Genomic DNA, 25,129 nt, shown 5'->3' on the forward strand with positions numbered 1-25,129 from the left:
AACTATTTTTAATGAAATTCTAATGATATCGCCTAATCTAAAAACATATATCAGCTATTGAGTATTCATATTAAACGAAAAATGGAAAGGAGTCTTTTTAATGTTTAGTTTAGGAGAAGCAGATCTGGCACATTTTTTATTAGGATTAGGTTTACTACTCTGCTTTGCCAATTTGTTGGGGTACTTTGCGGAACGGCTGACGATTCCTAGAGTCATTGGTGAGGTGTGCGGAGGATTATTTTTAGGCCCTACTTTTTTGGGATTCTTTTATCCCCATGGTTTTCATTGGTTGTATCTTGGTTTCCCAGGGGAAGACAAATTGTTTGGGCTCATTTATCAACTTGGGTTAATTATGCTCATGTTTACCTCAGGCTTGAAGTTCCAAGCAGAATTTAAAATGGGCGACGGAAAAATTGGGATTGCGATCATCATTGGGTCAACGATAATACCCTTTATCATGGGATGGTTGTCAACTTATGTTTTTGATCCAACTCAATTTCTAGGACCGGAAAATAATATAATCGCTTTAAAAATCGTTATCGCGATTTCTATTGCAGTAACATCAATCCCGGTAATTTCTAAAATTCTTTCTGATCTGGGAATCATGCACTCACGGTTTGCACGAGTTGTGGTGGGCATTGCAGGTGTTCACGATATTATTTTATGGGTTGCTTTGTCAATTGCTTCTGGAATTGTCAGTGCTCATCAAGGAGTGAATACTGGAGTGATTCTCAAAAGCCTTACGGTGACATTTTCCTTTTTACTTGGTTGTCTTTTTGTGGTTCCTTGGATACTTAAGCGAATTAACTCTAAACGAGTGAATTTTCTGCTCCGGGCGTCGTTTGTCGGATATTTCTTATTTATTATGGTGATGCTATCGGCTATTGCAAGTTACCTTAGAATTGATGTTATGTTCGGCGCATTGCTAGCAGGCATTGCGACCAAATTAACGTTACCAGAGCATTTGTTCAAACGAATGGAAGCTAGTGTTAATGAAATCTCCTTTGCTTTCTTTATTCCACTCTATTTTAGTATTGTAGGGTTGGAACTCAATTTAGCCAAAAACTTCAATGTGGGGTTTTTTGTTTTCTACTTGCTCTTTGCGACGCTAGTCCAAAGTCTTGTTGTCTATTTTACTTGTCGTTTCATTAAGATAGATAAATTAACAAGTGCTAATTTTGCAGCTGCGATGAATGCACGTGGGGGGCCTGGTATCGTATTATCAACAGTCGCTTTCTCGCTTGGGATTATTAACCAGAACTTTTTTGCTATTCTTGTCATGCTGGCGCTGATTACATCTTGGATGGCGGGATCATGGCTTCGCTTTATCTTGAAAAGAGGCAAACGTCTTATGCCTGGGGATGAAAACCTTACCATTATCAAACCTCAAGAAGAAGTTGTGCTTTTTCCTCATAAAGCTTGTTGAATTTTTCTATCTGCATGTTACTTTTAAGCATTCAATATTAAACTCTCTATGTCATAAATATCAGTATTTTATTGTAACAATTTGAAAACAGAAGAATGAAGGCCGATTTTAGGAGGGATTTCGGATGATTTCAGTGGATCTTCCGGGTATTGGAAAGCGCTATATTAAAAAAATTAATATAATAAAATACGAACACGAAGAATCAATTAAAGTCGGAAAGCAAATACTTACCGGACAACTTCAAAAAGGAAAATCTATGGTAGCGTTAGATAATCATATGGGACACAATAATTATAAAATTGTAGTTACTGGAGGAAAGGCTGTATTGTGTCATCGATCATATAACCCTGATGGCCATACTTGGTCAACTCCACCAGGAAATAATCAGGCTCAGTATTTTATTCTCTTAGATTTAAGACCTTATAATTTAGATATGGATATTCGTGAAAACTATGGTAAGTTAGATAAAGTATTTTTAATTAATCCTAGTCTTAGAAAGTCGATTGATGTGGAGTGTACTATCTCTTGGGGCTGAGATATTTAGATAAACAGGCTAGTGCTAAGCAAGCAACTGCTCAAACAAAATCCTTTGCCCGTGGAATAGATGCTAAAGCTTAATGCGGAAGGCAACTAACTATGGTCAAACGTTATTACAGGTAAACTACTTATTTTTTTTGTAGTGTTATCACTCAGTATCCAAAACTATCCTACGCTCTGGTTAATTACCTGACGTAGGATAGTTTTTATTTTGATAGATACGGCTGAGCCTGAACAATCAAAACCAGCCGTGGTTGTTCCGCCATAAAGGTAAGGAGTTCCGATTATTTCTTTGCTTCAGAAATGATTCCATTAAGATGATCGTTCCGTTGAAAAGACTCCAAACGCCGTGCGATTGCCAATGCTGGACGTAGGGCAAGTGATAATCCATGCATTTATCTCGAAAGTCAAATCTTCTCAATAACTTCAAAACCATACCCTGGACAAATAAAAGTGTTTCTATTAATCTTATTCATAATATAAGTGAATAGTTTGAGATAATAATCGCATCATTCTTAGAAGATGCCATTCAATAAATCTTCATAAGGGGGGAGAAGTCTGTTGCTGATAAAGAAACGAATTTTTATATCAAATATTCTTATGATAATTGTTCCTGCAATAATGATCATGATTGTTACGGGAATTGTTTACTTGTCTTACACGAAAATATCTAAAGGAGAATTAGGAGATGACGGGGAAAATTATTTCAAAACTCAAAGTATGATTGCAGAGTATTCTAATCGAATGCAATTCTCACAAACTGCAGACGATTTTGCTAAGTTGCAGTCAGAGTTGCAGAAGCGTCTATTGGAGAACGGTTTTTACAGTACGATTACTCGTGATAATCAAACGGTCGCTACCAATTTCACAAGAGAAGTTGAAATACTTTCAACAGCCATCGACGGTGATAAGATCTTTAAACTAAAATCGTTTATGGTACAGTCCGGCCATTCTTTGTTAATCCATTATACCTTTCAAAAAGATAGTCATATATTTACAATAACAAGTATCAACCCAGATTATCTGATAAAGCCTACTGAGTGGCAGGCTCGATTAAAGGTTCTGGGTGTCTATATCACCATTGTTTTTGTTTTGTCAATTCTCATTATTTCTGTGACAAATGGCATTATTTCTGCAAAAATATTTAAAAAAATTATTGTTCCCCTTGATATGCTTAATTATGGAGCAGAACAAATTAAAAACGGTAATCTTGATTTTGAGATTAAGTATGAGAATAGGGATGAATTCGGATCTGCGATATCTAATTTTGATGAAATGAGGGCCAGACTGCATCAATCAATTCAGGCGCAGCTTAAATATGAAGAAGATCGTAAAGAGCTTGTTGCAGGAATTTCACATGATTTAAGAACTCCTTTAACGGCGATTAAAGGATATGTTAAAGGACTCAAGGACAGCGTTGCCAATACCCCGGAAAAGCAACAACGCTATTATGATATTATTTACAAAAAAGCTTGCGAAATGGATGTATTAGTTGATCGTTTGTTTCTCTTTTCGAAATTGGATACGGGGCATCTTCCTTTTTATTTTCAAAAAGTCAATTGCAAGGAATATTTTGATGAGCTATTAAACCATATAATTGTGGACTATGAAAGACGCGGTCTGAAAATATCCTATTATAATCGTTGTATATCTGATACGGTACTGAAAATTGATTCCGATCAAATGAACCGCGTGTTTAATAATATTTTGGAAAACAGTGCAAAATACAAGCCTTTAGATAAATGCTCTGTTGACTTCGTGGTAAGCAAGCAAGGACATGAGATTGTGATCGAGATATGCGATGACGGGCAGGGCGTCCCGGAGGAAATCCTGCCGAAGTTATTCACTAGTTTTTATCGAGGTGATGTTTCTCGCAACAATCCCACGGAAAGCAGCGGCTTAGGTCTGTCTATAGCAGAACGGATTGTCAAAGCACATCATGGCAGCATTATGGCTCAAAACAAAAATGGTCTTGCTATTACGATTAAATTACCGGTTGTGGAGGGATAAAGTGAAACATATTTTAATCATTGAAGATGATAAAGCGATTGCCGAGCTTGAAAGAGATTATCTTGAAATCAACGGATTCAAAATCGAAATTGCTGCAGATGGGGATGAGGGCCTGGAAATTGCAACTAGTAAGGATTTCGATTTAATTTTGCTTGATCTAATGTTGCCCGGCAAGAATGGTTTTGAATTATGCCGTGAAATAAGAACAAAAACAGACATTCCAATTTTGATGGTAACTGCTAAAAAAGAATCCATCGACAAAATAAGGGGTCTGGGCTTAGGCGCAGATGATTATATTGTGAAGCCGTTTGATCCAGCAGAGCTGGTAGCACGAGTGAATGCTCATTTATCTCGTTATGAAAGGTTGACTTCTGCCGATAAGCAAACGTCTCAGGAGGAGATTATTGTTGGTAAACTAAGAATTCTGCCAAAAGCATGGCGTGTTTATGTCGGTGATGAGGAAATAAAACTTACCACGAAGGAGTTTGAGCTGCTCTTGTTTTTAGCGTCGAATCCTAATATTGTTTTTACAAAGGAGACTTTATTTAGCCGTATTTGGGGTATGAATGCCATGGGGGACGTTGCTACGGTCATTGTGCACATTAATCGGTTAAGAGAAAAAATTGAAGAGGATAGTGGTGATCCCAGCTATATTGAAACAATATGGGGCGCAGGATATCGGTTTAAGATCTGACTCTTACTTTTCTTTTATAGGTATTCGTTAACAGTAAAGAAAATCTCATTGTAATTTGGCAATGAGATTTTCTTTATATTCTAGTTTATATAAAATTTATTTTTGCTTAACTAAAAGTTTATTACTTCTTTATTCGAAGGTTATCTCTCTTTTGTACAATTCAATTAAGCTGTTAAACAAACATACTTAAGCTAAAAGGAGAGTAGGTCCATGAAAACTATAGGATACAAGACAATGGCAGTTACAGCTGCAACTGGGTGTTTGCTTTTGTCCTTAAGCGCAACAACCTTAGCAAATACGGGGTCTGGATATGCAGATTATAAAGCAGCTCTTACCACTGCAATGCTCACCAAAAATGCAACGATTAACGCACAATATGAAGTACAGGACAACGGGGTAATCATTCTTTCGGGGAAAAGCCTGAAAAAGATGGACAACAAAAATGAGTCTTCAAAAACCAGCATTATAGTGGACGGAATAACCCAAACTTATGAAACAAGCGAAGCAAACGGAAATTACCTTACCGAAGCTAATGGCAAGTATTTTAGCGGGAAAAAAAGTGAAGAAAAATCAAAATTTGATTCCAGAGAAAACCTCACTGCATCCAGCAGTACTGTAAAACTGGCGGGGATTCTAGCAGATACTTTAGTCGGCGACGTTAAAAATCAGTTTGTTGAAAATGGGCAAACAATCAGTGTGAAACTTGAAGGTGCTCAAATCCCGGAACTCGCCAGATTAGCCATCTCTGCAGCCGCAGAAAGAAGTAACCAGGCGGAAGATTTGAACGCTAACGATCTACAAGGAAAGGATGCAATCCTGAAACCAGTGCTGGCTAAAATGCCAAAGCTTAACAATATTGATATAAAGTCTCTCGCCATGACCGCAACGGTGAATGGAAGTACACTTGAGGCCAATTCCTTTACAATTGCAATCACAGGTAACGATGTCAAGGGTGTCTCCCATGAATTGGATATGAATCTGAATACGAAAATTACGAATGTTGGAAACACCCAAATTGATACGATCAACACCACTGGTCAACAAGTCACAACTATAAACTAGGACGTGAAAAATAATCCTTGCAGATTATCGAAGAGGATGGCTGATGCCATCCTCTCAGGATTAGGAGGAAATATCCCATGGTTTTATCCAGAGATAAAAGCCCCTCGCATTGAAGATATGTTACGACAGACAGGATTGTTACAGTACCAAAATGACAAAGTTAAAGATTTTTCTTTAGGATGTTTTTGAAAAACATATTACCAATATGTTCAGCAATGTAACAATATTTCAAGCTTTGGCTTTGGTTCCAGGCTTCTTTCGTTCCGGAGCCAGTATGACAGCAGGATTATTGCCTTTAGTGAAAATTAATATATAAAGATAAACTAGGCGCTTTAAGATGAGCGCCTAGTTTTTTATAACAAAGTCCGTCGAAAACAATAGATAGCATTTGTTGGGCTCTGGTAAGGAGATCAGTTAATGATGACTGAAAATCCAGCATCATACTGGACGTTGACACCTGAACGCTTGTTTATTTTCAGTTTATTTTTGATTTATTAAAAGTTTATCTCTTCTTTATTAGCAAGTTATTCCTATCTTGTATTATATATTGAGCGGAAAGATAAGATCGTCATTCGCAAGAGGCTATCCGCAGCCCAAAATGGGAGGTTAAACCTTGGGTCTGATTTTGAAATTTGTGTTGAAAAATATTAGTGAAAAGAAATCCCGAACGTTATTAATTATCTTATCGATACTGATTTCTTCAGGACTTTTCTTTTCAGCAAATGCTTTTGCTGCTTCAATATCTAAAATGTATGATGAAATGCTAAGATTGTCCGTTGGAACATCAGACATAATTATTAAGGCAAACATGAAATCTCCTTCGCAGTTTTTTAGCCTAAGATACGCTCAAGATTATAGTGACCAAACCCAGTACGTTATTGGTACTATTAATAAATCTGCTGATTACAAACCAGTGATCAATGAACAATCCGTTGCTATTAACCTTGAAGGAATCACTTTGGAAGATCTTCAAAGGTGGAACCCTATTTCTTTTTCCGCAACCTATCATTTAAATTCTTTCGTAGGTAAAAAAATAATTATCAGCCAAAATACTGCCTCGCAGTATGGCTTAAAAGCTGGGGATACCCTGGATTTAACGATCAATTCCAATAAACAGAGGTTTTTAATATGTGGTATTGCAAATCCGGTAGGAATTTTTAGCGATGAAAGCAAAGGCCTTAATGCTATTGTGCCCAAAGATGTTCTCGGAAAGTTATATTCGGAGGAAGGCAAGGTTAATTGCGCCTACGTCAAAGTAAAAAAATCAGCTGATTTGCCGCAAGTGATTAATTCTCTTTCTCAAGTGTACAACAAATACGACGTAAAGGAAGCATTTTCACCGGAGCAGATCGCCAGTCTGACGAATCAGATCATTACCCCGTTTAAATTAGTTGTTGCCATCGTAACCTTTATGTGCATGTTTATCATTTATTCTTCATTTAAAGTGATCATCGCAGAGAGGCTGCCTGTTATCGGAACGTTACGCAGCATTGGAGCTACGAGAAGAACAACGAATTTTATCCTTCTTCTCGAAAGCGCCTTATATGGTGCTATTGGAGGTTTGCTTGGCTGTGGAGTGGGGATAGGATTACTTTACTTAATGTCATCCGCCATCTCAAGCGGTTTTGCCCAAGGTGCCGGCGTTTCTGTTCAGGTCAATCCGCTCTTATTGCTAAGCACCTTAATTTTCGCCTTTATCCTATGTCTATTCAGTTCTCTCTTGCCTATCATTCAGGTTTCAAGAATTCCTGTCAAGGATATTGTCTTAAATTCAGTTGAAAAAGTTAAAGACAAGAAACTAATCAATGTCGTACTAGGCTTGCTTTTCCTTACGACGTCCATTGTCGTGCCAAAGTTCGCCTTCGGGAAAATGGCCATCGTTGCGGATACTGCTTGCCTTGTTATCTCGATAGCCGGAATTTTTTTGCTGGTTCCGTATCTAATCGCATGGTTTATTAAACTAACGGAAGGGATCTATACCTTGGTATTTGGAAATATAGGGACTCTTGCTTTAAAAAACCTGCGGGACAATAAAAGCATGATGACAAGTTTATCCCTTCTGATTATCGGGGGAGCAAGCCTCTTGATGGTCAACACCTTTTGCAGTTCTTTATCAAAACAGCTGGTCAGTATTTACGTTGATTACCAGAAATTCGATGTATTAATCGAAAAGATGGATAATAATGTGGATAAAAACCTTGAACACTTACTTTATAGCGTTGATGGCGTAACCGGTGTGTACAGGTATTTTGAGAAGGACGATATAAAAATTACGAATAAAAATGGAAGTATTGGAACTATCGCTGGGATAGATATCACAAAACATTTAGATTATATGAGAATTGATTCAGATATGAACCTCACAGATGAGCTGAAGCAATTGGAATCGGAAAGAAGCATCCTGCTGACGTATACGTTGCGTGACAAATTTAATCTGAAGATAGGCGACGTACTTGACTTGAAAATGTCCGAAGATAAAGGGTCTATTCCCTATACGGTCATTGGCTTTTATAATACCGCAGAGAGCTTTGGCGATATCGCTTTGGTTTCTGAGAAATACTTTCAAGCGGATACCGGTGGGCAATATAATGCAAAAATTCTTGTCAAGACTTCTAAAAATCCACGTGATGTGGAAAATGCCATTAAAAACGACTACGGGCAATATCATTTCAGTATACAAACAAGGCAAGAAGAGCAGGTGGGTATTTTGCATAAGATAAATCCAATTCTTAGCATATTGACGGGCTTCTTGGTGTTGGCTATGTTTATCGGGCTTATTGGGATTTTCAATAACTTCATTATCGGTTTTATTTCGAGAAGACGTTCATTGGGAATTTTGAGGTCTGTGGGCATGAATAAACTCCAAATGATGAAAATGATATTAATTGAATCTGCAACAGTGGGGATTTTGGGAGGCATCACAGGAGTCCTTGCCGGAATACTCCTGGCAAATAATATGACGTATATTTTGCAAGCGATCAGTATGAGGATTGTCATGCAATACTCCTTAAGTTATATGGCTGCATCAATTATTGTCAGCTTCGCTGTTGCAGTTATTGCTTCTGTAAGCCCCGCTTTAAAGGCTTCCAAGAATAGCATTATTCAGTCTATTAAATTTGAATAACCATAAGTCACCCTATTAATTTAAATAGCTGCATTAGGGAGGGAAATATGAATCAGGTCATTGTTACGCAGAATTTATTCAAGGCTTATACCATGGGAACCTTAAATGTTGAGATTTTAAAAGACATCAATATTTCTATTAATAAGGGCGAATTCGTATCGATCATGGGGCCTTCAGGTTCAGGCAAAAGCACACTGCTTTATCTGTTAGGCGGACTTGATAGACCCACTTCCGGCAGTATAAAAATTAATGACAAAGAGCTATCAAGCATGTCGGATAAAGCAGAGAGTGCCATGAGACGAAGAGATTTAGGGTTTGTTTTTCAGTTTTACAATCTAGTTCCAAATCTTAGTGTCGAAGAAAATGTATTATTGCCCATCTTATTAGACGGGAAAAAAGCCAAAAAATATCACGAACGTTTAAAAGAGCTTCTTGAGTTGATTGGACTTGCCGATAGAAAAAATCATACCCCGAGAGAACTCTCCGGCGGGCAGCAGCAGAGGGTAGCTATAGCCAGAGCCTTAATTAATGATCCTGAGATTATCTTAGCGGATGAACCGATAGGGAACTTGGACAGTAAAACAGGAATAGAAGTTATGAGGTTGCTTAAAAGAATTAATTTAGAAAAGTCTAAGACAATCATTCAGGTTACCCATTCAAGTGAATCAGCAGAATACGGGAATAGAACGATTAATTTGCTCGATGGAAGGGTGTGTCAACAATCAAACGAAGAATAATATTAGCTCTTGTCGTGGCCTTGACGATGTCAGTTTCCGGATGCGGTACCAATAATGCGGCCAAAAGCGTAACAGTCAAGAGCGGAACTGTGAAATCAACGAAAACAGTCGATGGGTTTGGCGTTGTAAAAGCCACGGATATCAAGAATATCACGGTAGATTTTCCTGCTGCTGTTAAAACAATAAATGTTGTCGAGGGGCAAAAGGTAAAGAATCAGGATTCATTGGTAACTTTAAATTTGACAGAGTTTGAAGATCAGATTAAAAGCAAGGAAATGAGCATAAGTTCCGAAAGCCATGATATCGAAGAAATTCAAAATGATTATTTGAACACGAGTAATGCTCCTGATTTGCAAAAGCTCCTTAACGATTTGAAAAATGCCCAAGATTTATATAATCAAGTTCAGTCGGAATATGCTGCGCAGCAAACGCTTTTCAAGTCAGGGGGTATTTCCAAATATGACCTTGATCAATCTAAAAAAACAGTTGATGCCAAGAGAAACGATGTTGAGGATATCAAATCGTCAATTGATACTTTGAAGTATGAGAAACAACAGACGGTTGATTCCAAGAAAGCCGATTTGGCGATTTTACAATCAGATTTGGCTGTAATGAAGGACAAACTGAATAAGTCCTATATCAAAGGCAGTGATATTATCTCTAATGTCAATCATGGGATCGTCTATGACATAGGATATGTGCCTGGAGATATAGTTAGCCCAGATAAAAAAGTTCTAAGTCTCTTAAATTTGGACAGTTTAATTGTCGAAGCAAATATTCCGGAAGAATTCATAAAAAGTGTGAAGATGAGTGCAGATGTAGACATAATTCCTCAGGCAGATAAATCAAAAACAATTAAAGGAAAGGTTATCAGAATTTCAGATAGGGCTGTTGTGAATAATGGTGAGACGGATGTTCCCGTTGATATTTCATTTAACAATAGTGATGGTTTTTTACTGCCAGGCTTCAATGTGGATGTGAAAATCAATCAATGAATTATAGGAGATTCCAAAGTGAAAGAAACGACAAAAGCGACGTTTGTACGTCGCCCTGTTACTTCGCCAAACCCACCGAGCCGCTCGGGTCGCACTCCTGCGTTGCCCTAAACTGCACGACAGTAAAAGCAATTATATTATCGACCTTTTTTTACCAATCCATACGCTTCTTCGCTTGGGTGTTCATTCCGTTTGTGCGGAGCATTGGGAGCAGTACCAGACAAATGCACCCATTTCAGAAAAGGAGGTGCATCGTTAGGCAAAGACTTCCGGAAGTTCTATTGTAAGATCTCCGAAAATACCCACCGCAATTGAATCTTGCACGGTGTACACTTCCGGTCTGCTGTATTTACCCTCATTGGTAAGAAAAAATACGCTTATAGTACTTTCCTCTGGGTAAACGATCCAGTACTCTCGAACACCTACTCTTTCGTACAGAAGGAACTTCTCCTTCAGGTCCTTTTGAAAAGTGGAAGGTGAAGTAATCTCCACAACCAAGTCAGGACTTCCCTTGCAGCCGCGATGGTCTAATTTGGTCTTATCACATATTACTGATAAATCCGGTTGAACCACGGTTGAAGTTTGTTCATCGCTCTCTTCTAGTAGGGGTAAGCGTACATCGAAGGGTGCTGCATAAACCCGGCAAGTTTTACCTTTTAAATAGTTATTAAAAAGAGTAAGCAGCTGTCCGGAAATTTCCTGATGCCGGCGCGATGGGGCTGGGGTCATATTATAAGCCCGTCCATTAAGCAATTCCCAGCGCTCATTTATTGGCCATGTAAGGTAATCTTGGTATGTGAACAATTGTTCAGAACGCTGTACAGTCTCACTCAAGGATACAACCTCCTCATAATACCAGTTATTACCTATGGTAACACATCGTTATTGTTGGAACAAGGGTCAATATAGTCATCCTGTCCTCTACACAAAATCGCCAAAAGATTTTACGGATGCCTTTCTCATAAGCAAGAAAGATGGTAAAGAATTAGAGTATAAAATTTTTGACTATCTATGTTTGTGCAATCACTTCATTATTTTTACAAAACTTGCATTGAGAAACTAGTATAGAGATTCTTGACATCGATTTCCTTATTCTTAAGATGGATGTGCAGGCGTTTTAAGAGTTAGATAGAAAAAGTCTCTTGTGTCAGGCGATAAATAGCGGTAGGGTGATCTAGTCATCGAGGGGTCGAGCTTTGTTCCAACCAAGGAACCATTGCTGCTGCCGGAAGCATGATTCAGGAAATTAAATGTAACCCAATAACTGTTTATATCGAGCTCCATTGCCCTAATGCTTCCGGCACTAAGTAAAGCATGGGCTAGGGTTTCTGCTGTGAGGTTATTACCGGCGGCATAAATAATTTTCCCTTGTCCGTCAATCCCGATGCCAGAGCGCCACACCCGGACAGCATTATTAACTGTTGCGCCCCATTTTGCCTGATCAGAAATAAGGGGATTAAGCTTACCGTTGTCTATCAACATTGGCAAGTTTTGTCTCAGAGAAATCATATTGGTTGTAGAACTTATTTCCTTACCCCAAGAGCCAATATCAATTTTTCCATCCTTATAGATGCAAAAGGTTGCCAGCCCTATTTTTGGCAGCTGATAGATTTGGTTATCAGCCATGAAGCCATAGACTCCATCTCTAGCTTGGAAGCCAGCATTAAAGTCTCCTATCAGATTATTCTGTCGCTGCACAGACATTGGTATCATACCGGTCCCATGAATGCCCGTAACCGAGACGGGGTCTTTTGTACCCGCTGCAAGATGGAAGCCGACCAGTTTCGGGTTAATCTTTACTAAGCTAACTCGAATATAGGAGCGAGAGGGATCCGGATAGACTATTGACTTTACGAGAGGTGGGCTGTTGTCTGAAACGGGTAGTGTCTGAGGTGGGATTTTAGAGATTGGCAAGACCTGTTTTTGGGAATCAGCTGTAGCTGTGCCTCCGGAACGGGTTGAGTCATTATGTTGATTCCTCTTCTTTGTTGAGTAAAATAGATTTGTAATAAAGTCTTTAGTTTGATACCAGGTGTTTTCTAAAAAGGCCACTGTGCTATTGCCCATGATTCGCTTTACTCCTTCGACCAATCGAATAAAGGGTGACGTGTTATCGGAGGGAGGAGCCATATATTGCAAGTCATTAGGCGAACTGCTGGAAACAGTATTCTTATTAATAGTAAGAAAAACCTTCGCCGTCTTTCCGGCATTCTCAACCAATCGTACTTTTACTTGATTTTTGTTAACAGGTAGGATATTTGCGTTTTTGACAACGTTAGAAAATGCAAATATATTTTTTTTGTTGTTTTGCAAGTTATAGGCATTAATAGACTGGGGTTGTCCATTAAAGGAGCTGACATAAAACATAAAAGGATACGCCATAGTCAGCGCTGAATCATTGACCTGCGGCCCGTTGCTTAAGGATTCCGGCGGCAGGGTAATGGAATAGCGGCCGTTTTGATATGGTGTTCTAAAGACATAGATTTGGTTCGTTTTGCTGACTTTTCGTGCGTTGACCAATATCTTCTTAATTATTCCATTATTGCCAAGAGCGTAGATGGGCGGAGTGTTGTTTGAAGCATTAGAAGAAACATGGTATTGTTTTGTAGAATCTAATAGCTGGATAAATTGCCTGGCCGTTTCTTTTGAGAGGTTAATGGGAGTCACTGGGTCATAATTATTAATCCGCTGAATTGATGTGGCAGCTATTGTACCTAATATTGAAAAAAAAATTAATGTTGTCAAAAGAAAACGTTTCAAATTCAATTTGTATCTTCTTCCATTGATTCTCAAGACTCGGCTATTATTCATTCTTTCACCTTCATATTTGATGGAGCTATTTTAAGATGTTTTCGGACATTATCCTCAGAGATTTAGCCTTTTAAAAATACTTTCGGGTATGTGCTGGATAATGAGCATGATCCAGCGCCAGAGATTTGGTAAATAGACAACATTTCGTTTTTTGGCAATGCCTGTTACAATACCGACAGCGATATGATCAGGCTTTGACCATAAGACACCTTTCTTGGCAAAATGAGCGGTCATCGGTGTGTCCACGAAGCCGGGTTTAATAGTGATAACATTGACTCCCCGCCGGACAAGGCGGTTGCGAAGACCTTGCAAAAATAGGGTAACCATGCCTTTGGCAGAACCATACACATAATTGCTCCCTCGACCGCGATCCCCGGCAACCGAAGTTATCACGGCTAAAGTGCCGTTTCCTTGCGTCTCCAAACGATTAGCTAAGATAATGAGTAAGGCGATGACGCTCAGGGCATTGGTGCGAATCTCTTGCATAGTCAAATCCACAGACTGTTCGCAGGCCTGTTGGTCGGGTAGAGTTCCATGAGCGATGAGTACTATATCTATTCCTCCGAGGACTTGTTCCGCTTGTGAAAGGAGAGTTTCATGGAGACTGAATTCGTTTAAATCGGCTATTACCCCTTCAATCGTTTGTTCAAAAGAAACGTTTTGCCGAAGATCGCTGAGAAGCGCCATCAGCTTTTCTTGACTGCGCCCTATCAGAAAAATGCTGTTGCCTTGCTTCGCCCATTGGCGGGCACATGCGCTTGCTATTGCTGATGTAGCGCCGAATATAACAATTCTCTGCCGCTTACTCATTGTGTGACTCTCCTCCAAAAACTGGATGAGAACTTTGGATCAATGAAGTCGGCAAACTGTTCCCACCGCGGAAAACCGCTCTTGAACATTTGAGCCGACATGCGTGCATCTTTCGAAGGATTAAGAACACCTTGAGCTTCAGACACAATGGCGTCTAATTCTTTGAATAGACGCAGCGTTGTTTGACCATGATTGGGGAAATCTAGAGCTAGTGTGACGCCCGGGCGAGCAAAGGACATTAAACCTCTCGAAGGTATATTCCCAAAAGTTTTTAGAACGGCAAGGAACGAACCTTGTCCGCTGGCAGCAATCTTTTTCGACATGGCTTTTATTCCGTCCTGAGCGTCCTCCGGCGGCAGAATGCATTGATATTGGAAAAATCCTTTTTTTCCATAGATACGATTCCAATCAAGCACTCCGTCAAGGGGATAAAAAAAGGGCTCGTAATGAGATAATGATGGCATATCCTTGATCGGCTTATGGTAATAAACAGTATTAATCAGTCTCAGACTGAGAGGATTAATTAACGAAAATGACGGGTCAAATGGGAAGCGCAGCGACTTAGGGTGGCGTGGGGGGAACTTATCTGTCTCAGCCGCGTGCTGCCCGGATATATACACACCCCGGCCTTGGCCGCGTCCTGCCGAGAGGCAGTCATACCAGGCAACAGTATAAGGCCAGCGATGCTCGGCCTCGCTATTAATCTCCCAAAATTCATCCAGGCTGGAAAAGCGTCGGGATTGAGCTAATATCCAGGGGTTATTCACGGGGATCAGCTGTATCTCCGCCCAAGTAATCAGGCCTGTCAGTCCTAAGCCGCCAATGGTTGCCGTGAACCAATCTTTGGCCTTCTCCATGCTGCAGACAATTCGCTGTCCATCAGAACGCAGTAATTCCAGACGGATCACGTGGTTTCCGAAAGAGCCGGCACAGTGATGATTTTTGCCATGTACATCGTTGGCGATAGCTCCGCCAATTGTAATAAACTGGGTCCCAGGCGTTACGGGTAAAAACCAATTTTGCGGTACAACCAATTCGAGAATTTCCTTTAGCAAAACCCCGGCTTCACATCGAAGGCGGCCCGTTGTTTGGTCAAAGTGAATAAAATGATTTAATTGTCGTGTATTCAACAGCACTCCATCTTCATTCAGACAGACATCACCATAACTACGGCCGTTTCCGTAGGGGAGACAGAATGACTCAGTGCGTGGTAAGCTGACAAAACCTTCAGATAAGTTAAAGACTCCACGATGCTTTAAACGAGGGAATCGATTCCAGGAAAGATCCATTTGTTGTATACCATCCTTTACAATAATTTATTGAATTAGTTGCCCGGCTGTTCAGTGCCGGAAACTAGCACTCGTTTGCCAAGAACTAAAGCTATCACACCTAAAAATACGGCAAACCATAAAGTGGTCAGGCGAATTATAACAGTCGCCGCTATGGCCTGTGTTGCAGGCATTCCATTTATAAGAAGTAAACCAGTCATAACTGCCTCTGTACCGCCAAGCCCTCCCGGCAGGAAACTTATTGCCCCTGCTAATGTTGCCAGCGCATATACATAAAGGGCAAAAAGCAGGCCCGCACTGAACCCTAATTTGTAAAGAAGAAGATAAAAAGCAACTGCTTCAGAGGACCAGGCGAGAAGTGATAAAAACGTTGCACTGATTAGGATACGCGGACTATGACAGCGCCTCGCTTCTATGAGCAGTGTTAGCCAACGCCGCCTTACTTTGGATGGGCAGTATATATGTCTGGATAAATTGCCAAGGAATTTTAAAAGGAACTTAGTGTGTGGCAATAAAACACGGCTGATAATCACAGCAACGATTATCAGCGAAATTATCATGAACCAGTGGAGTTGGCGGAATATACCCAGTATTATCAGCAGAAGAATTGCCGACAAATCAGAAATGCGCTCGCTTACAAAAACTGCAATGCTGTCGGCATAGGTTACGCCATAAGTCTTAAGAAAAACACCGCGATACAATTCTCCGGCTTTGCCAGGTGTCATCGTAAGGGCAAAACCCGTTACATAAATCAAAGCACTCAAAGTGACGGGGAGATTTGCGCCAAGGAACCTAAGGTAGTTTTGCCAGCGAATAATCCGAAGAACATAATTTAGAAGTGAAAGCATAAGGAGCAAACAAAGCCATGTCAGACCGATGGATTGAATTGCTGAGATAATTTTTTCTCTATCCCATTGGGCAATGATCAGACAACTTGCCAACACCAAAACGAAGAAAAGGATAAGGCTGTATAATCGTCGTTTGCTAAATCCAGATATGATCATGCTATGATCACCACAGTTACTAGTCCCCAGATTAAAACGGTTACTAATAGGTGGGGGTCTGAATAGAGATCAAGCGCTGTGTCGTTACCCTTACCGCGTCGATGTAATAGAAAGATATAACGAAAAACACCATAAACCACGAAAGGTAACGTATAGATTAAGGCTGTAGTGCCATATCGAGCGACCGTTTCTGAATTAACGGTATAGAGGCCATAACATAGAATGGTGCAGGCAGCACTGACTGCCATAAACTGGTCAATCATCATGGGGCTATAGTCTCTTAGGACCTGTCGCGTTAGATTTTTGGTCTCGGATAACCCGCAGTTTTCAAGAGTAAAAAATTCAGCCCGACGCTTGGCAAAGCCTAGAAAGAGAGAGAGCATAAACCCACAGAGCAATAACCAAGATGAGGGAGATATGCCGAGACCGATTGTTCCGGCAAGAATACGCAGCATGAAACCCGCGGAAATAATAAACACATCCAGAACGGCAACTTGTTTTAGGCGAAGCGTGTAAGCGATATTTAACACTGCATAAATAACAATAAACAACACGACCCATTTTCCTGATACTGCAGCAAGCAACAAGGCTATTGCAACTAGTCCGCCCGTGATCATCCAGCCACTTCGAGGGGAAATCAGGCCGCTCGCGAGAGGTCGCGCTTTTTTTGTAGGATGTTGGCTGTCTGCCTCAATATCCTGTAAATCATTAAAGACATAGATGCTGCTCGCAATAGAACAAAATGCTCCAAAAGCAACAAAGGCAGGAAATAAAGTTGCCATGTCCCACTGTTTAGAAAACATCATACCCAGCAAAACGAAACTATTCTTAATCCATTGATGCGGTCGCAATAATCTTAGAAAATTCATTACAACTATAGTCTCCTCCTGAAATTCTTGTTGGATTTGCTTCGCGGACGAATTCTTCTAATTCAGTCTAGAGTTTAAACATTAAGAGAGGATTAAATTGTAATTAATAATGGATAAATAAACGAGGCTTGAGCAACAAATGCTTTAGCCTCGTTTTCTTATGACTTCAAAAGACTGAAATAGTTATGAATAAGGAAATAATATTTTCATGGTCTTGTAATCTTTCTTCCCCGTTGCCAAGATTATGTTGTAAAATGAGATGAATTACTTGGTTAAATATTGTAAAAGGCACCCCAAAATTAAGGAGATAATCAAATGGATTATCTCCTTAATTATTTGGGTAGAATAGAAAAAAATACATAAAAAGGGGCGTTGTCTATGAAGACTAATGGATTTATCAACGATAAAAAAAAATTCAATGAAGTAAAATCCTCTCAGCCTATAAGGAAGATGCTGAATAAAGTTCCTGAAATTACCGTTTTCTTTTGGGTGATTAAGGTTTTGGCAACAACTGTCGGTGAAACAGCCGCTGATTTTTTGAACTCAAACCTAAATTTAGGGTTGACTATTACAACATTTATAATGAGCGGTCTTTTGATGATTACTTTATTCTTTCAGTTTAAATTAAAAAAATACGTGCCAAGTGTATACTGGCTTTCAGTTGTTCTAATTAGTGTTGTGGGCACACTAATAACCGATAACCTTGTGGACCATTTTGGAGTACCTTTAGAAATAACGACTATCGTGTTTTCTGTGGCTCTCATCGCAACTTTTGTTGTTTGGTATGCCAATGAAAAGACATTATCAATTCATTCTATCTACACAACTAAAAGAGAGGCCTTTTATTGGTCAGCAATTCTATTTACGTTTGCCTTGGGGACTGCGGCAGGCGATCTTATAGCAGAGCAGCTAAATTTAGGTTATTGGAAATCAGCCCTTATGTTTGCTGGTTTAATAGGGGTAGTAATATTTGCTTTCTATCGCTTGAAGATTAATTCAGTTCTTGCATTCTGGATCGCTTATATATTAACCCGTCCTCTTGGGGCATCTTTGGGCGATTTTCTTTCACAATCTCGAAGTGCCGGAGGACTTTCTTTAGGAACAATTGATACCAGTTCAATATTTCTCATCGCAATATTGAGCATTGTAATTTTTCTAACTATAACAAAGAGAGATCAGAACCTTATTGCTATTGGTGAGAATATCGGTTTTGTAACAAGTTCCGAATCAAATGAAACAGAGCAAACAGATAACCTCTGAGCATTTGGTTAAAGAAAGGCAATAATATGGTGATGGGATTGTCGTGGCGGTATTAACGATACTCATAGTCATATTCGTCGTTTATTTATCGGTGACACTCAGGAATGAGGATTAGTTCTATTGAATCACATACTATAGATCTTAGATAAAATACAATCAATATAACAAGATAGCCCTCCTTTACGGAGGGTTTTTATTGTCCATTTATATTCTACTGATCGGAGTTAGGTGTTCGATTAAATTTAAAAGTTTGCAGTTATGGCAATATCTATAATACTTTTAATACTTAATACTTAATATGCAGCATAGTTCTAAACATACGGCCAAAGTATCAAGGATTGAGGAAAGTAAAAGTATGGGTTGTTGATAGAGAAATTTGGAGTAAGATTATGGATATTATTCTAAAAATGTTCTCTTTTGTGACTGATATTATATTGCCCATACTTATTGGGCATAAACTTCAGAAATGGAAGAATGTTTTGCCAGAGTTATTTGATCAAATGATATTCCTAAACCTATTTGTAGTGTCTACATTTCTAAACGTATTAAGTTTTTGGAAAATCCAATTGAATCCGGAATTGATATGGATTCCGATTTTAGGGTTTCTTATTCACTTTATCCCTGGTGTATTTGCCTATCTAACAGCTAAATTTACTTATAGAAATCCATTAGAACAAGGAAGTTATATATTGTCAACCTTGTTATCAAATATTGGAGTAATTGGTGCTATCTCTGTTTATATTTTATTCCGAGAAAAGGGGTATGCGCTCGCACAATTGGTAATGCTCCCTTCACATATTATCCTTTATATGTTTTGTTTTCCAATGGCTCAATATTATTACCAGGCAAGCAAAAACAAAGTGTCACGACTAGCTCTTAAAGATGTTATCTTTACTCCGAAACAAGTTCCAGTTTTAGGAATCCTATTAGGGCTTTTGCTTAATGTATTTAAGTATCCTCGGCTTATGATATTTGGAAATATCTTTAATTACACAATTCACATTCGATCTTGGTTGTATTTGCTTCCCATAGGGTATTCATTAAATTATAGTCAAATGAGGGAATATTGGCATAATATCTGGAAATTGATAACTATTAAATTTTTAGTAACGCCCATTGTCGTTTATCTTATTGCCAGGAGATTAATCTCAGATCCCGAATTCCTGAAGATTATGTTAATTCTCTCATGTTCTCCGACGGCAATAAATGCGGTTGTGACAGCCAAACTACATAAACTCAATGTTAATTTGGCTATGGCCGCTTTTATTTCAACGACAATTGTTTATTTAGTGATTATTTATCCGGGACTACTTCTAATTGTTCGTTAAGTCTGTATTTAGAAGGTGGTGGGAAGGTTGCGAAGTCGCCCTGTTATTGTGTTAATACGCCAACCTTTATCGGTATTTCTCTGTTTGTTTACAATAATTTCATTACTTTCGAGCTCGGTTAAATTTATTGCCGTTTTGGGAGAAGGCCTAAAGAATAAAACAATTGTAATTGATGCCGGACATGGAGGCCAGGATCCTGGAGCCCAATATAATGGCTTCTACCGGGTTGATGCGGCCCGTTCTCGCGAAATTCCGGGACATGGTCTTGAAGTCTTCGGCGTTATTGATCGACTCCCACTTCTATAAGTGGGAGGGGCTCACGTTCACTCATCATATTATTTAACTGGATTCCAACGGGAGTCCAGTTTTTTCTTTATCCATTTTAAATCCTTCGTTCATCGTTCTTTAATCTGGCAATGATAAATTAAATCCGAAAGGAGACGATGCAAACAATGGAAAACTATCGAGAAGCAAGGAGGTACTTATGTCTAAATCAATAGGATTGGTCATTGCTGTTGCTGCGATTTCGATGACTGCGTTACTCGGCGGCTGTGGAACGAATAGTTCTCCGGCTCCTCACATGGCACCCAAAGCCATGTCGTCTGCAAATAACACCGGTACAACTCAGCCGCCGCCAAAGGGTGCCATGACAGGATCAAACTCAGAAAAACCTGTGGCACCGGAAAAAAACCCGACAGGTGATATTCCGGATACACAGGCCTTTGTAAAGTATACTTCTTCTTCGGGCGGGTATGATCTTGTCGTGCCGGAAGGATGGGGGCGCACGATTAAGGGCAGTAATGTTTTATTCCAGGATAAATTGAATGGTGTACAGGTTGTCGTTAGCCAAGAACCATCCCAACCTACTGTGGCGAGCGTGAATAAAAATCAGGCGGCGGAACTGCAGAAAACAGGGAGGGCCGTTTCCATCAAAAGTGTGAAACAAGTGCATTTATCCAGCGGTACGGCAATTTTAATGACGTATGACTCGAATTCAGACCCTGATCCGGTAACCGGTAAGCAGGTAAGATTGGAGAACAATCGGTATCTCTTTTATAAGAATGGCAAGCTAGCAGCTTTAACCCTTTGGGCACCGCAGGGCGCTGATAATGTGGACCAGTGGAACCGGATGTCTGCAAGCTTTACGTGGAGGTAATATGAGAATCATTGACGCGTTTGATCTCTATCGCTTTTATCATACCGGAGAGGAAGAAACCCTGGCCTTACGCGGAGCAAATATCCATGTGGATTCCGGCGAAATTGTGGCTGTGATGGGACCTTCCGGGAGCGGGAAATCGACCTTGATGGCTTGTCTGGCCGGTTTGGATGAACCGGACGGCGGATATGTGGAATTATTAGGCAAACGTATTACCAGAAGACCGGAAGCGGAACGAGCTGCTATTCGTGCTCAAGAGATAGGAATCGTACTTCAGTCAGGAAATCTATTCAATCATCTGTCTGTGGAAGAGAATATTCGTTTGCAAATGCAATTGGGACACAAAGTCGATGAAGAACGTCTGACCTTGCTTTTGAATCAGGTTGGCTTGGATAAACGGCGGGAGTCCCGCCCTTCTCGGATTTCTGGCGGGGAACTTGCCAGAGCTGCTCTGGCCGTAGCTCTCGCCAACAGCCCGAAGGTACTCATGGCTGATGAGCCGACGGGTGAAGTCGATGCAGAGACGGAGAAAAAGATTTTGGATCTCTTCGAAAATTACCGCCAGAACGGCGGTGCTGCAATTATAGCAACTCATAGTGAAGCCTTGGCAGCTCACGCTAATCGCATTCTCAGGGTATTTGACGGGAGGATTGTTAAGTATGATTGAGTCCCTCGTTGAACTGCAAAACATTGGTAAGATTTATTGGCGCGGAGATGCAGAGGAGACTGCCTTAGTATCGGCAACTTGTTCTGTAAAACCAGGGGATCGAATTGCTCTGGTAGGTCCTTCCGGCAGCGGCAAGTCCACCTTGCTGCATCTGATGGGAGGGTTGGATCAACCAAGTACAGGGAGTATCTCCTGGCCAGGATTAGGAACTTGCGAGAATCTTCGTCCGCAAAAAATCAGTTTTATTTTTCAGATGCAGAGTTTATTGCCGCCGCTGACCGTGGTGGAAAATGTTGAACTGCCCCTGCTTCTGGGACAAATTGAAGCAACCAAAGCCCGCAAAGCTGCCTTAGAAACTCTGAATAGGATGAGGCTGAATACCATTGCCGATAAGCTTCCCGAGGAACTTTCCGGTGGTCAGGCCCAGCGCGTGGCGGTAGCTCGAGCCTTGGCCTCCCGGCCGCAGCTTATTTTGGCTGATGAACCAACGGGTCAGCTGGATCATCCCACAGCTCAACATTTGTTTGACGTGCTGCTTGACTCACTGGAAGGATCTGAAACGGCCCTGGTGGTGGCAACTCATGATCAGGCCATTGCCGAGCGGATGAATACAATCTGGCAGATGCAGCACGGTGTGATGGAGGTAGTGACATGTTGAGAACATGGTTTAAGGGGATTTTAACGTATCGTCAAGGACGTTTGCTGGGTTCTATCAGCGGCGTTGCGCTTACCGTCGCCTTGCTGGCTTCTCTGGGAGCTTTTATTGCTTCTGCCGGTGCTTCCATGACCCAGCGAGCTGTCCAAGAGGTTCCTGCAGACTGGCAAATTCAACTTTCCCATCCTTCGGATGCCAAGGCCGTTAAAGCGTCTATTGGTAAGGTAACGCCTTATACGGCTTTAGAACAAGTAGGATATGCTGATGTCAAAGGATTAATCGCCACTGCTGGCGGGACTGTGCAAACAACGGGGCCAGGCAAAGTGCTGGGAATCAGTGCAGCCTACCGCGCCAACTTTCCCCTGGAATTTCGGCAGCTCGTGGGGGCGAATCAGGGGGTGCTTGTTGCCCAGCAAACAGCAGCTAACTTACATGTCAAGCCGGGTGATCGGGTGAGCATTGAAAGAGTCGGGCTGCCTCCCAGCGAGGTAATTGTGGATGGCGTTGTGGATCTCCCTAACGCAGATTCCCTCTTTCAAGCCATCGGCTTGCCGGCGGGAGCAGCACCACAAGCTCCCCCGGATAATGTACTTCTGCTTCCCGATGCTCAGTGGCAAAGAATTTTTGGACCGCAGGCTGCGGTGCGGCCTGATTCTGTACATACCCAATTTCATGTCCGAATTGGCCATGTTTTACCGGCTGATCCCGCTGCCGCCAATCAATTTGTGCAGCAATTGGCGCACAATCTGGAAGCCAGAATCGCCGGCCGGGGCATCGTAGGGAATATTTTGGCGACCCGCCTCGGGAGTGTTCAAGCGGATGCGGCTTATGGAAACGTACTCTTTTTGTTTTTGGGTTTGCCGGGGGCTATTCTGGCTGTTCTGCTAACCATGGCTATTGCGTCATCAGGAGCGAATCGGCGGCGTAAGGAACAAGCTCTGCTGAGGATAAGAGGAGCCTCTGTGCAGACCATTATAGGGCTGGAGGCTATTGAAGCTCTGATTGTGGCGCTTGGAGGTGTGGTACTCGGTAATGTTCTGACCCTTGCGATTAATAGGATGTTTCTGCCGGGAAATGAACTGATAGGCAAAAGTGCTTTGTTCTGGACCGTAAGTGCATCCCTTATGGGTTTCGCCTTAGCCATCGCTGCCATTCTCTATCCTGCTTGGAAAGAGATACACCATTCCACCGTAGTGTCGGCGCAAGCGACAGTGGGTCGAGGGCGCAAAGCTCTATGGCAGAAAGTTTATTTGGATATTCTCCTGTTGGTTATCTCCGGGGTTGAGTTTTGGCGAACGGCTAGTACAGGTTATCAGGTCGTTCTGGCTCCGGAAGGGATCACGACAACGTCGGTGAATTATGAAGCCTTTGTGGCTCCCTTGTGTTTTTGGCTTGGCGCAGTTTTATTTTCGACTCGCTTTCTGGAAGCATGGATGTCCGGAGGGCGCAAGATACTGGCCCGGATGCTTAATCCTGTTGCCCGTGAGCTTTCCGGCGTGGTGTCATCATCATTATCCCGGCAAAGATTACTTATTGTCCGCGGGATTATCTTAGTAGCGTTAGCGGTATCCTTTGCCGTATCGACGGCGGTTTTCAATACCACATACAATGCCCAGTCTCATGTTGATGCTGAATTGACGAATGGTGCTGATGTAACCGTTACCGGTTCAATAATGTCCGCCCCCAGTACGCGATTCGGAGAATTACAAGCGTTGCCCGGGGTTGCTGCTATCCAGCCGATGCAGCATCGTTTGGTCTATGTAGGCAACGATTTACAGGATATGTACGGCATTGATCCGCAAACTATCGGTCAAGCAACGAATATTGCCAATGCTTATTTTGTGGGAGGAAACGCCCAGGGAACTTTGGCGAAGTTATCCAAACAACCGGACGGAGTTTTGGTCTCGGAAGAAACGGTAAAAGATTACCAACTTAAACTCGGTGATAAGATTAATCTTCGTCTCCAGAATATTAAAGATCATCAGTATCATGTAGTACCGTTTCATTTTATCGGGATTGTGCGGGAATTTCCCACGGCACCGAAAGACTCATTTTTGGTGGCCAATAGGAGTTATATTGGGCAGCAAACCGGATCAGATGCCTCAGAAATTGTTTTGATGCGGGCAAAGGGGAATCCTGAGGCCCTTGCTTCCCGGGCAAAAACTGTGGTAAGTTCATTGGCCGGTGCCAAGGTGACTGATATTAATTCCACTCAACGTACTATCAGTTCCGGTTTGACGGCCGTGGATCTGCATGGACTTACGCGGCTGGAATTGGGATTTGCTGTGCTGTTGGCCGCAGCCTCAACGGGTCTGATCCTAGCTCTCGGTCTGGCTGAACGGCGGCGGACCTTGGCTGTACTCGCCGCTTTAGGAGCTAAGAAGAGACAGCTCGGAGCATTTGTTTGGAGTGAAGGCCTTGTTATCTTAACAGGGGGCAGCCTTTTGGGTGTCATATTGGGCCTTGGGGTGGCCGAAATGTTGGTCAAGGTGCTAACGGGAGTCTTCGACCCTCCGCCTGAGATCCTCTCTATACCTTGGGGTTATCTGGTATTATTGGCGGCAGCAGCTATTTCTTCTACGGCAGCTGCAATTTTCTGTACAAACCGTCTATTTCACCGGCCGACAATTGAGGAGATGCGTGGTCTCTAACTGATTTATAGAGTGCGAACCCTAGACGGCGCGATTTATTAAAA

Annotated in this window: 22 protein-coding genes; 16 read left to right on the forward strand and 6 right to left on the reverse strand. The window is 41.4% G+C overall.

All coding sequences use genetic code 11. The features are described from left to right. The first annotated feature begins 100 nt into the window (after positions 1 to 100). The 9 genes from B5771_RS16165 (at position 101) to B5771_RS16200 (ending at position 10,585) form a co-directional block, all read left to right on the forward strand. Positions 101 to 1,426 (forward strand): cation:proton antiporter, encoded by a 1,326-nt coding sequence (locus B5771_RS16165; RefSeq protein WP_088188463.1) that lies wholly within the window; start codon positions 101 to 103, stop codon positions 1,424 to 1,426. A 124-nt stretch (positions 1,427 to 1,550) separates the two neighbouring features. Continuing rightward, on the forward strand, positions 1,551 to 1,961 hold the full coding sequence (locus B5771_RS16170) for a hypothetical protein (RefSeq protein ID WP_088188464.1): 411 nt from the start codon (positions 1,551 to 1,553) through the stop codon (positions 1,959 to 1,961). A gap of 563 nt (positions 1,962 to 2,524) precedes the next feature. Continuing rightward, the gene (locus B5771_RS16175; RefSeq protein WP_088188465.1) at positions 2,525 to 3,973 is read left to right on the forward strand and encodes a HAMP domain-containing sensor histidine kinase; all 1,449 of its coding nucleotides are present in this window, start codon (positions 2,525 to 2,527) and stop codon (positions 3,971 to 3,973) included. Position 3,974: 1 nt separating this feature from the next. Next, positions 3,975 to 4,667, forward strand: a complete 693-nt coding sequence (locus B5771_RS16180) for a response regulator transcription factor (RefSeq protein WP_088188466.1) — start codon at positions 3,975 to 3,977, stop codon at positions 4,665 to 4,667. A 210-nt stretch (positions 4,668 to 4,877) separates the two neighbouring features. Then, complete coding sequence (locus tag B5771_RS16185) at positions 4,878 to 5,729, forward strand: hypothetical protein (protein WP_088188467.1); 852 nt, start codon at positions 4,878 to 4,880, stop codon at positions 5,727 to 5,729. Positions 5,730 to 5,765: 36 nt separating this feature from the next. After that, positions 5,766 to 5,918, forward strand: a complete 153-nt coding sequence (locus B5771_RS24580) for a hypothetical protein (protein WP_207652708.1) — start codon at positions 5,766 to 5,768, stop codon at positions 5,916 to 5,918. A 424-nt stretch (positions 5,919 to 6,342) separates the two neighbouring features. Further along, on the forward strand, positions 6,343 to 8,853 hold the full coding sequence (locus tag B5771_RS16190; protein WP_088188468.1) for an FtsX-like permease family protein: 2,511 nt from the start codon (positions 6,343 to 6,345) through the stop codon (positions 8,851 to 8,853). A gap of 47 nt (positions 8,854 to 8,900) precedes the next feature. Next, positions 8,901 to 9,590: an ABC transporter ATP-binding protein gene (locus B5771_RS16195; protein WP_088188469.1), complete on the forward strand. Its 690-nt coding sequence runs from the start codon at positions 8,901 to 8,903 to the stop codon at positions 9,588 to 9,590. Further along, a complete protein-coding gene (locus tag B5771_RS16200) occupies positions 9,566 to 10,585 on the forward strand; it encodes an efflux RND transporter periplasmic adaptor subunit (RefSeq protein ID WP_088188470.1) in 1,020 nt (339 codons plus the stop codon). Before B5771_RS16195 ends, B5771_RS16200 begins: the two co-directional genes overlap by 25 nt. Positions 10,586 to 10,840: 255 nt before the next feature. Here the strand turns inward: B5771_RS16200 and B5771_RS16205 are convergent, their stop codons facing one another. From B5771_RS16205 to B5771_RS16230, 6 genes are all read right to left on the reverse strand, one after another. Next, positions 10,841 to 11,419 carry a Uma2 family endonuclease gene (locus tag B5771_RS16205; RefSeq protein WP_088188471.1) on the reverse strand — a complete coding sequence of 193 codons (579 nt, stop codon included), beginning with the start codon at positions 11,417 to 11,419 and terminating at the stop codon, positions 10,841 to 10,843. A 261-nt stretch (positions 11,420 to 11,680) separates the two neighbouring features. Next, positions 11,681 to 13,396 (reverse strand): phosphodiester glycosidase family protein, encoded by a 1,716-nt coding sequence (locus B5771_RS16210; RefSeq protein WP_088188472.1) that lies wholly within the window; start codon positions 13,394 to 13,396, stop codon positions 11,681 to 11,683. 54 nt (positions 13,397 to 13,450) lie between these two features. Beyond that, positions 13,451 to 14,206: an SDR family oxidoreductase gene (locus B5771_RS16215; RefSeq protein WP_088188473.1), complete on the reverse strand. Its 756-nt coding sequence runs from the start codon at positions 14,204 to 14,206 to the stop codon at positions 13,451 to 13,453. After that, entirely contained in the window at positions 14,203 to 15,495 is a 1,293-nt protein-coding gene (locus tag B5771_RS16220; RefSeq protein ID WP_088188474.1) for an FAD-binding oxidoreductase, read from the reverse strand. Before B5771_RS16220 ends, B5771_RS16215 begins: the two co-directional genes overlap by 4 nt. A 35-nt stretch (positions 15,496 to 15,530) precedes the next feature. Continuing rightward, positions 15,531 to 16,499 carry a lysylphosphatidylglycerol synthase transmembrane domain-containing protein gene (locus B5771_RS16225; RefSeq protein ID WP_088188475.1) on the reverse strand — a complete coding sequence of 323 codons (969 nt, stop codon included), beginning with the start codon at positions 16,497 to 16,499 and terminating at the stop codon, positions 15,531 to 15,533. Continuing rightward, positions 16,496 to 17,368: a decaprenyl-phosphate phosphoribosyltransferase gene (locus B5771_RS16230; RefSeq protein ID WP_088188476.1), complete on the reverse strand. Its 873-nt coding sequence runs from the start codon at positions 17,366 to 17,368 to the stop codon at positions 16,496 to 16,498. Before B5771_RS16230 ends, B5771_RS16225 begins: the two co-directional genes overlap by 4 nt. A 378-nt stretch (positions 17,369 to 17,746) precedes the next feature. Here B5771_RS16230 and B5771_RS16235 point away from each other — a divergent pair, with 378 nt between their 5' ends. The 7 genes from B5771_RS16235 (at position 17,747) to B5771_RS16265 (ending at position 25,085) form a co-directional block, all read left to right on the forward strand. Then, complete coding sequence (locus tag B5771_RS16235) at positions 17,747 to 18,628, forward strand: hypothetical protein (protein ID WP_088188477.1); 882 nt, start codon at positions 17,747 to 17,749, stop codon at positions 18,626 to 18,628. 389 nt (positions 18,629 to 19,017) lie between these two features. Continuing rightward, complete coding sequence (locus B5771_RS16240) at positions 19,018 to 19,956, forward strand: AEC family transporter (protein ID WP_088188478.1); 939 nt, start codon at positions 19,018 to 19,020, stop codon at positions 19,954 to 19,956. A 27-nt stretch (positions 19,957 to 19,983) separates the two neighbouring features. Then, complete coding sequence (locus B5771_RS16245; protein ID WP_088188479.1) at positions 19,984 to 20,262, forward strand: hypothetical protein; 279 nt, start codon at positions 19,984 to 19,986, stop codon at positions 20,260 to 20,262. 178 nt (positions 20,263 to 20,440) lie between these two features. Next, positions 20,441 to 21,112 (forward strand): PsbP-related protein, encoded by a 672-nt coding sequence (locus B5771_RS16250; protein ID WP_088188480.1) that lies wholly within the window; start codon positions 20,441 to 20,443, stop codon positions 21,110 to 21,112. A 1-nt stretch (position 21,113) separates the two neighbouring features. Continuing rightward, positions 21,114 to 21,779: an ABC transporter ATP-binding protein gene (locus B5771_RS16255; protein WP_047809955.1), complete on the forward strand. Its 666-nt coding sequence runs from the start codon at positions 21,114 to 21,116 to the stop codon at positions 21,777 to 21,779. Beyond that, positions 21,772 to 22,437 carry an ABC transporter ATP-binding protein gene (locus B5771_RS16260; RefSeq protein WP_088188481.1) on the forward strand — a complete coding sequence of 222 codons (666 nt, stop codon included), beginning with the start codon at positions 21,772 to 21,774 and terminating at the stop codon, positions 22,435 to 22,437. The genes B5771_RS16255 and B5771_RS16260 overlap by 8 nt, the downstream gene beginning before the upstream one ends. Next, complete coding sequence (locus B5771_RS16265; RefSeq protein ID WP_088188482.1) at positions 22,431 to 25,085, forward strand: FtsX-like permease family protein; 2,655 nt, start codon at positions 22,431 to 22,433, stop codon at positions 25,083 to 25,085. Before B5771_RS16260 ends, B5771_RS16265 begins: the two co-directional genes overlap by 7 nt. Positions 25,086 to 25,129 lie beyond the last annotated feature (44 nt).

It is taken from the genome of Desulfosporosinus sp. FKA, assembly GCF_002196785.1.
Taxonomy (GTDB): Bacteria; Bacillota; Desulfitobacteriia; order Desulfitobacteriales; family Desulfitobacteriaceae; genus Desulfosporosinus; species Desulfosporosinus acididurans.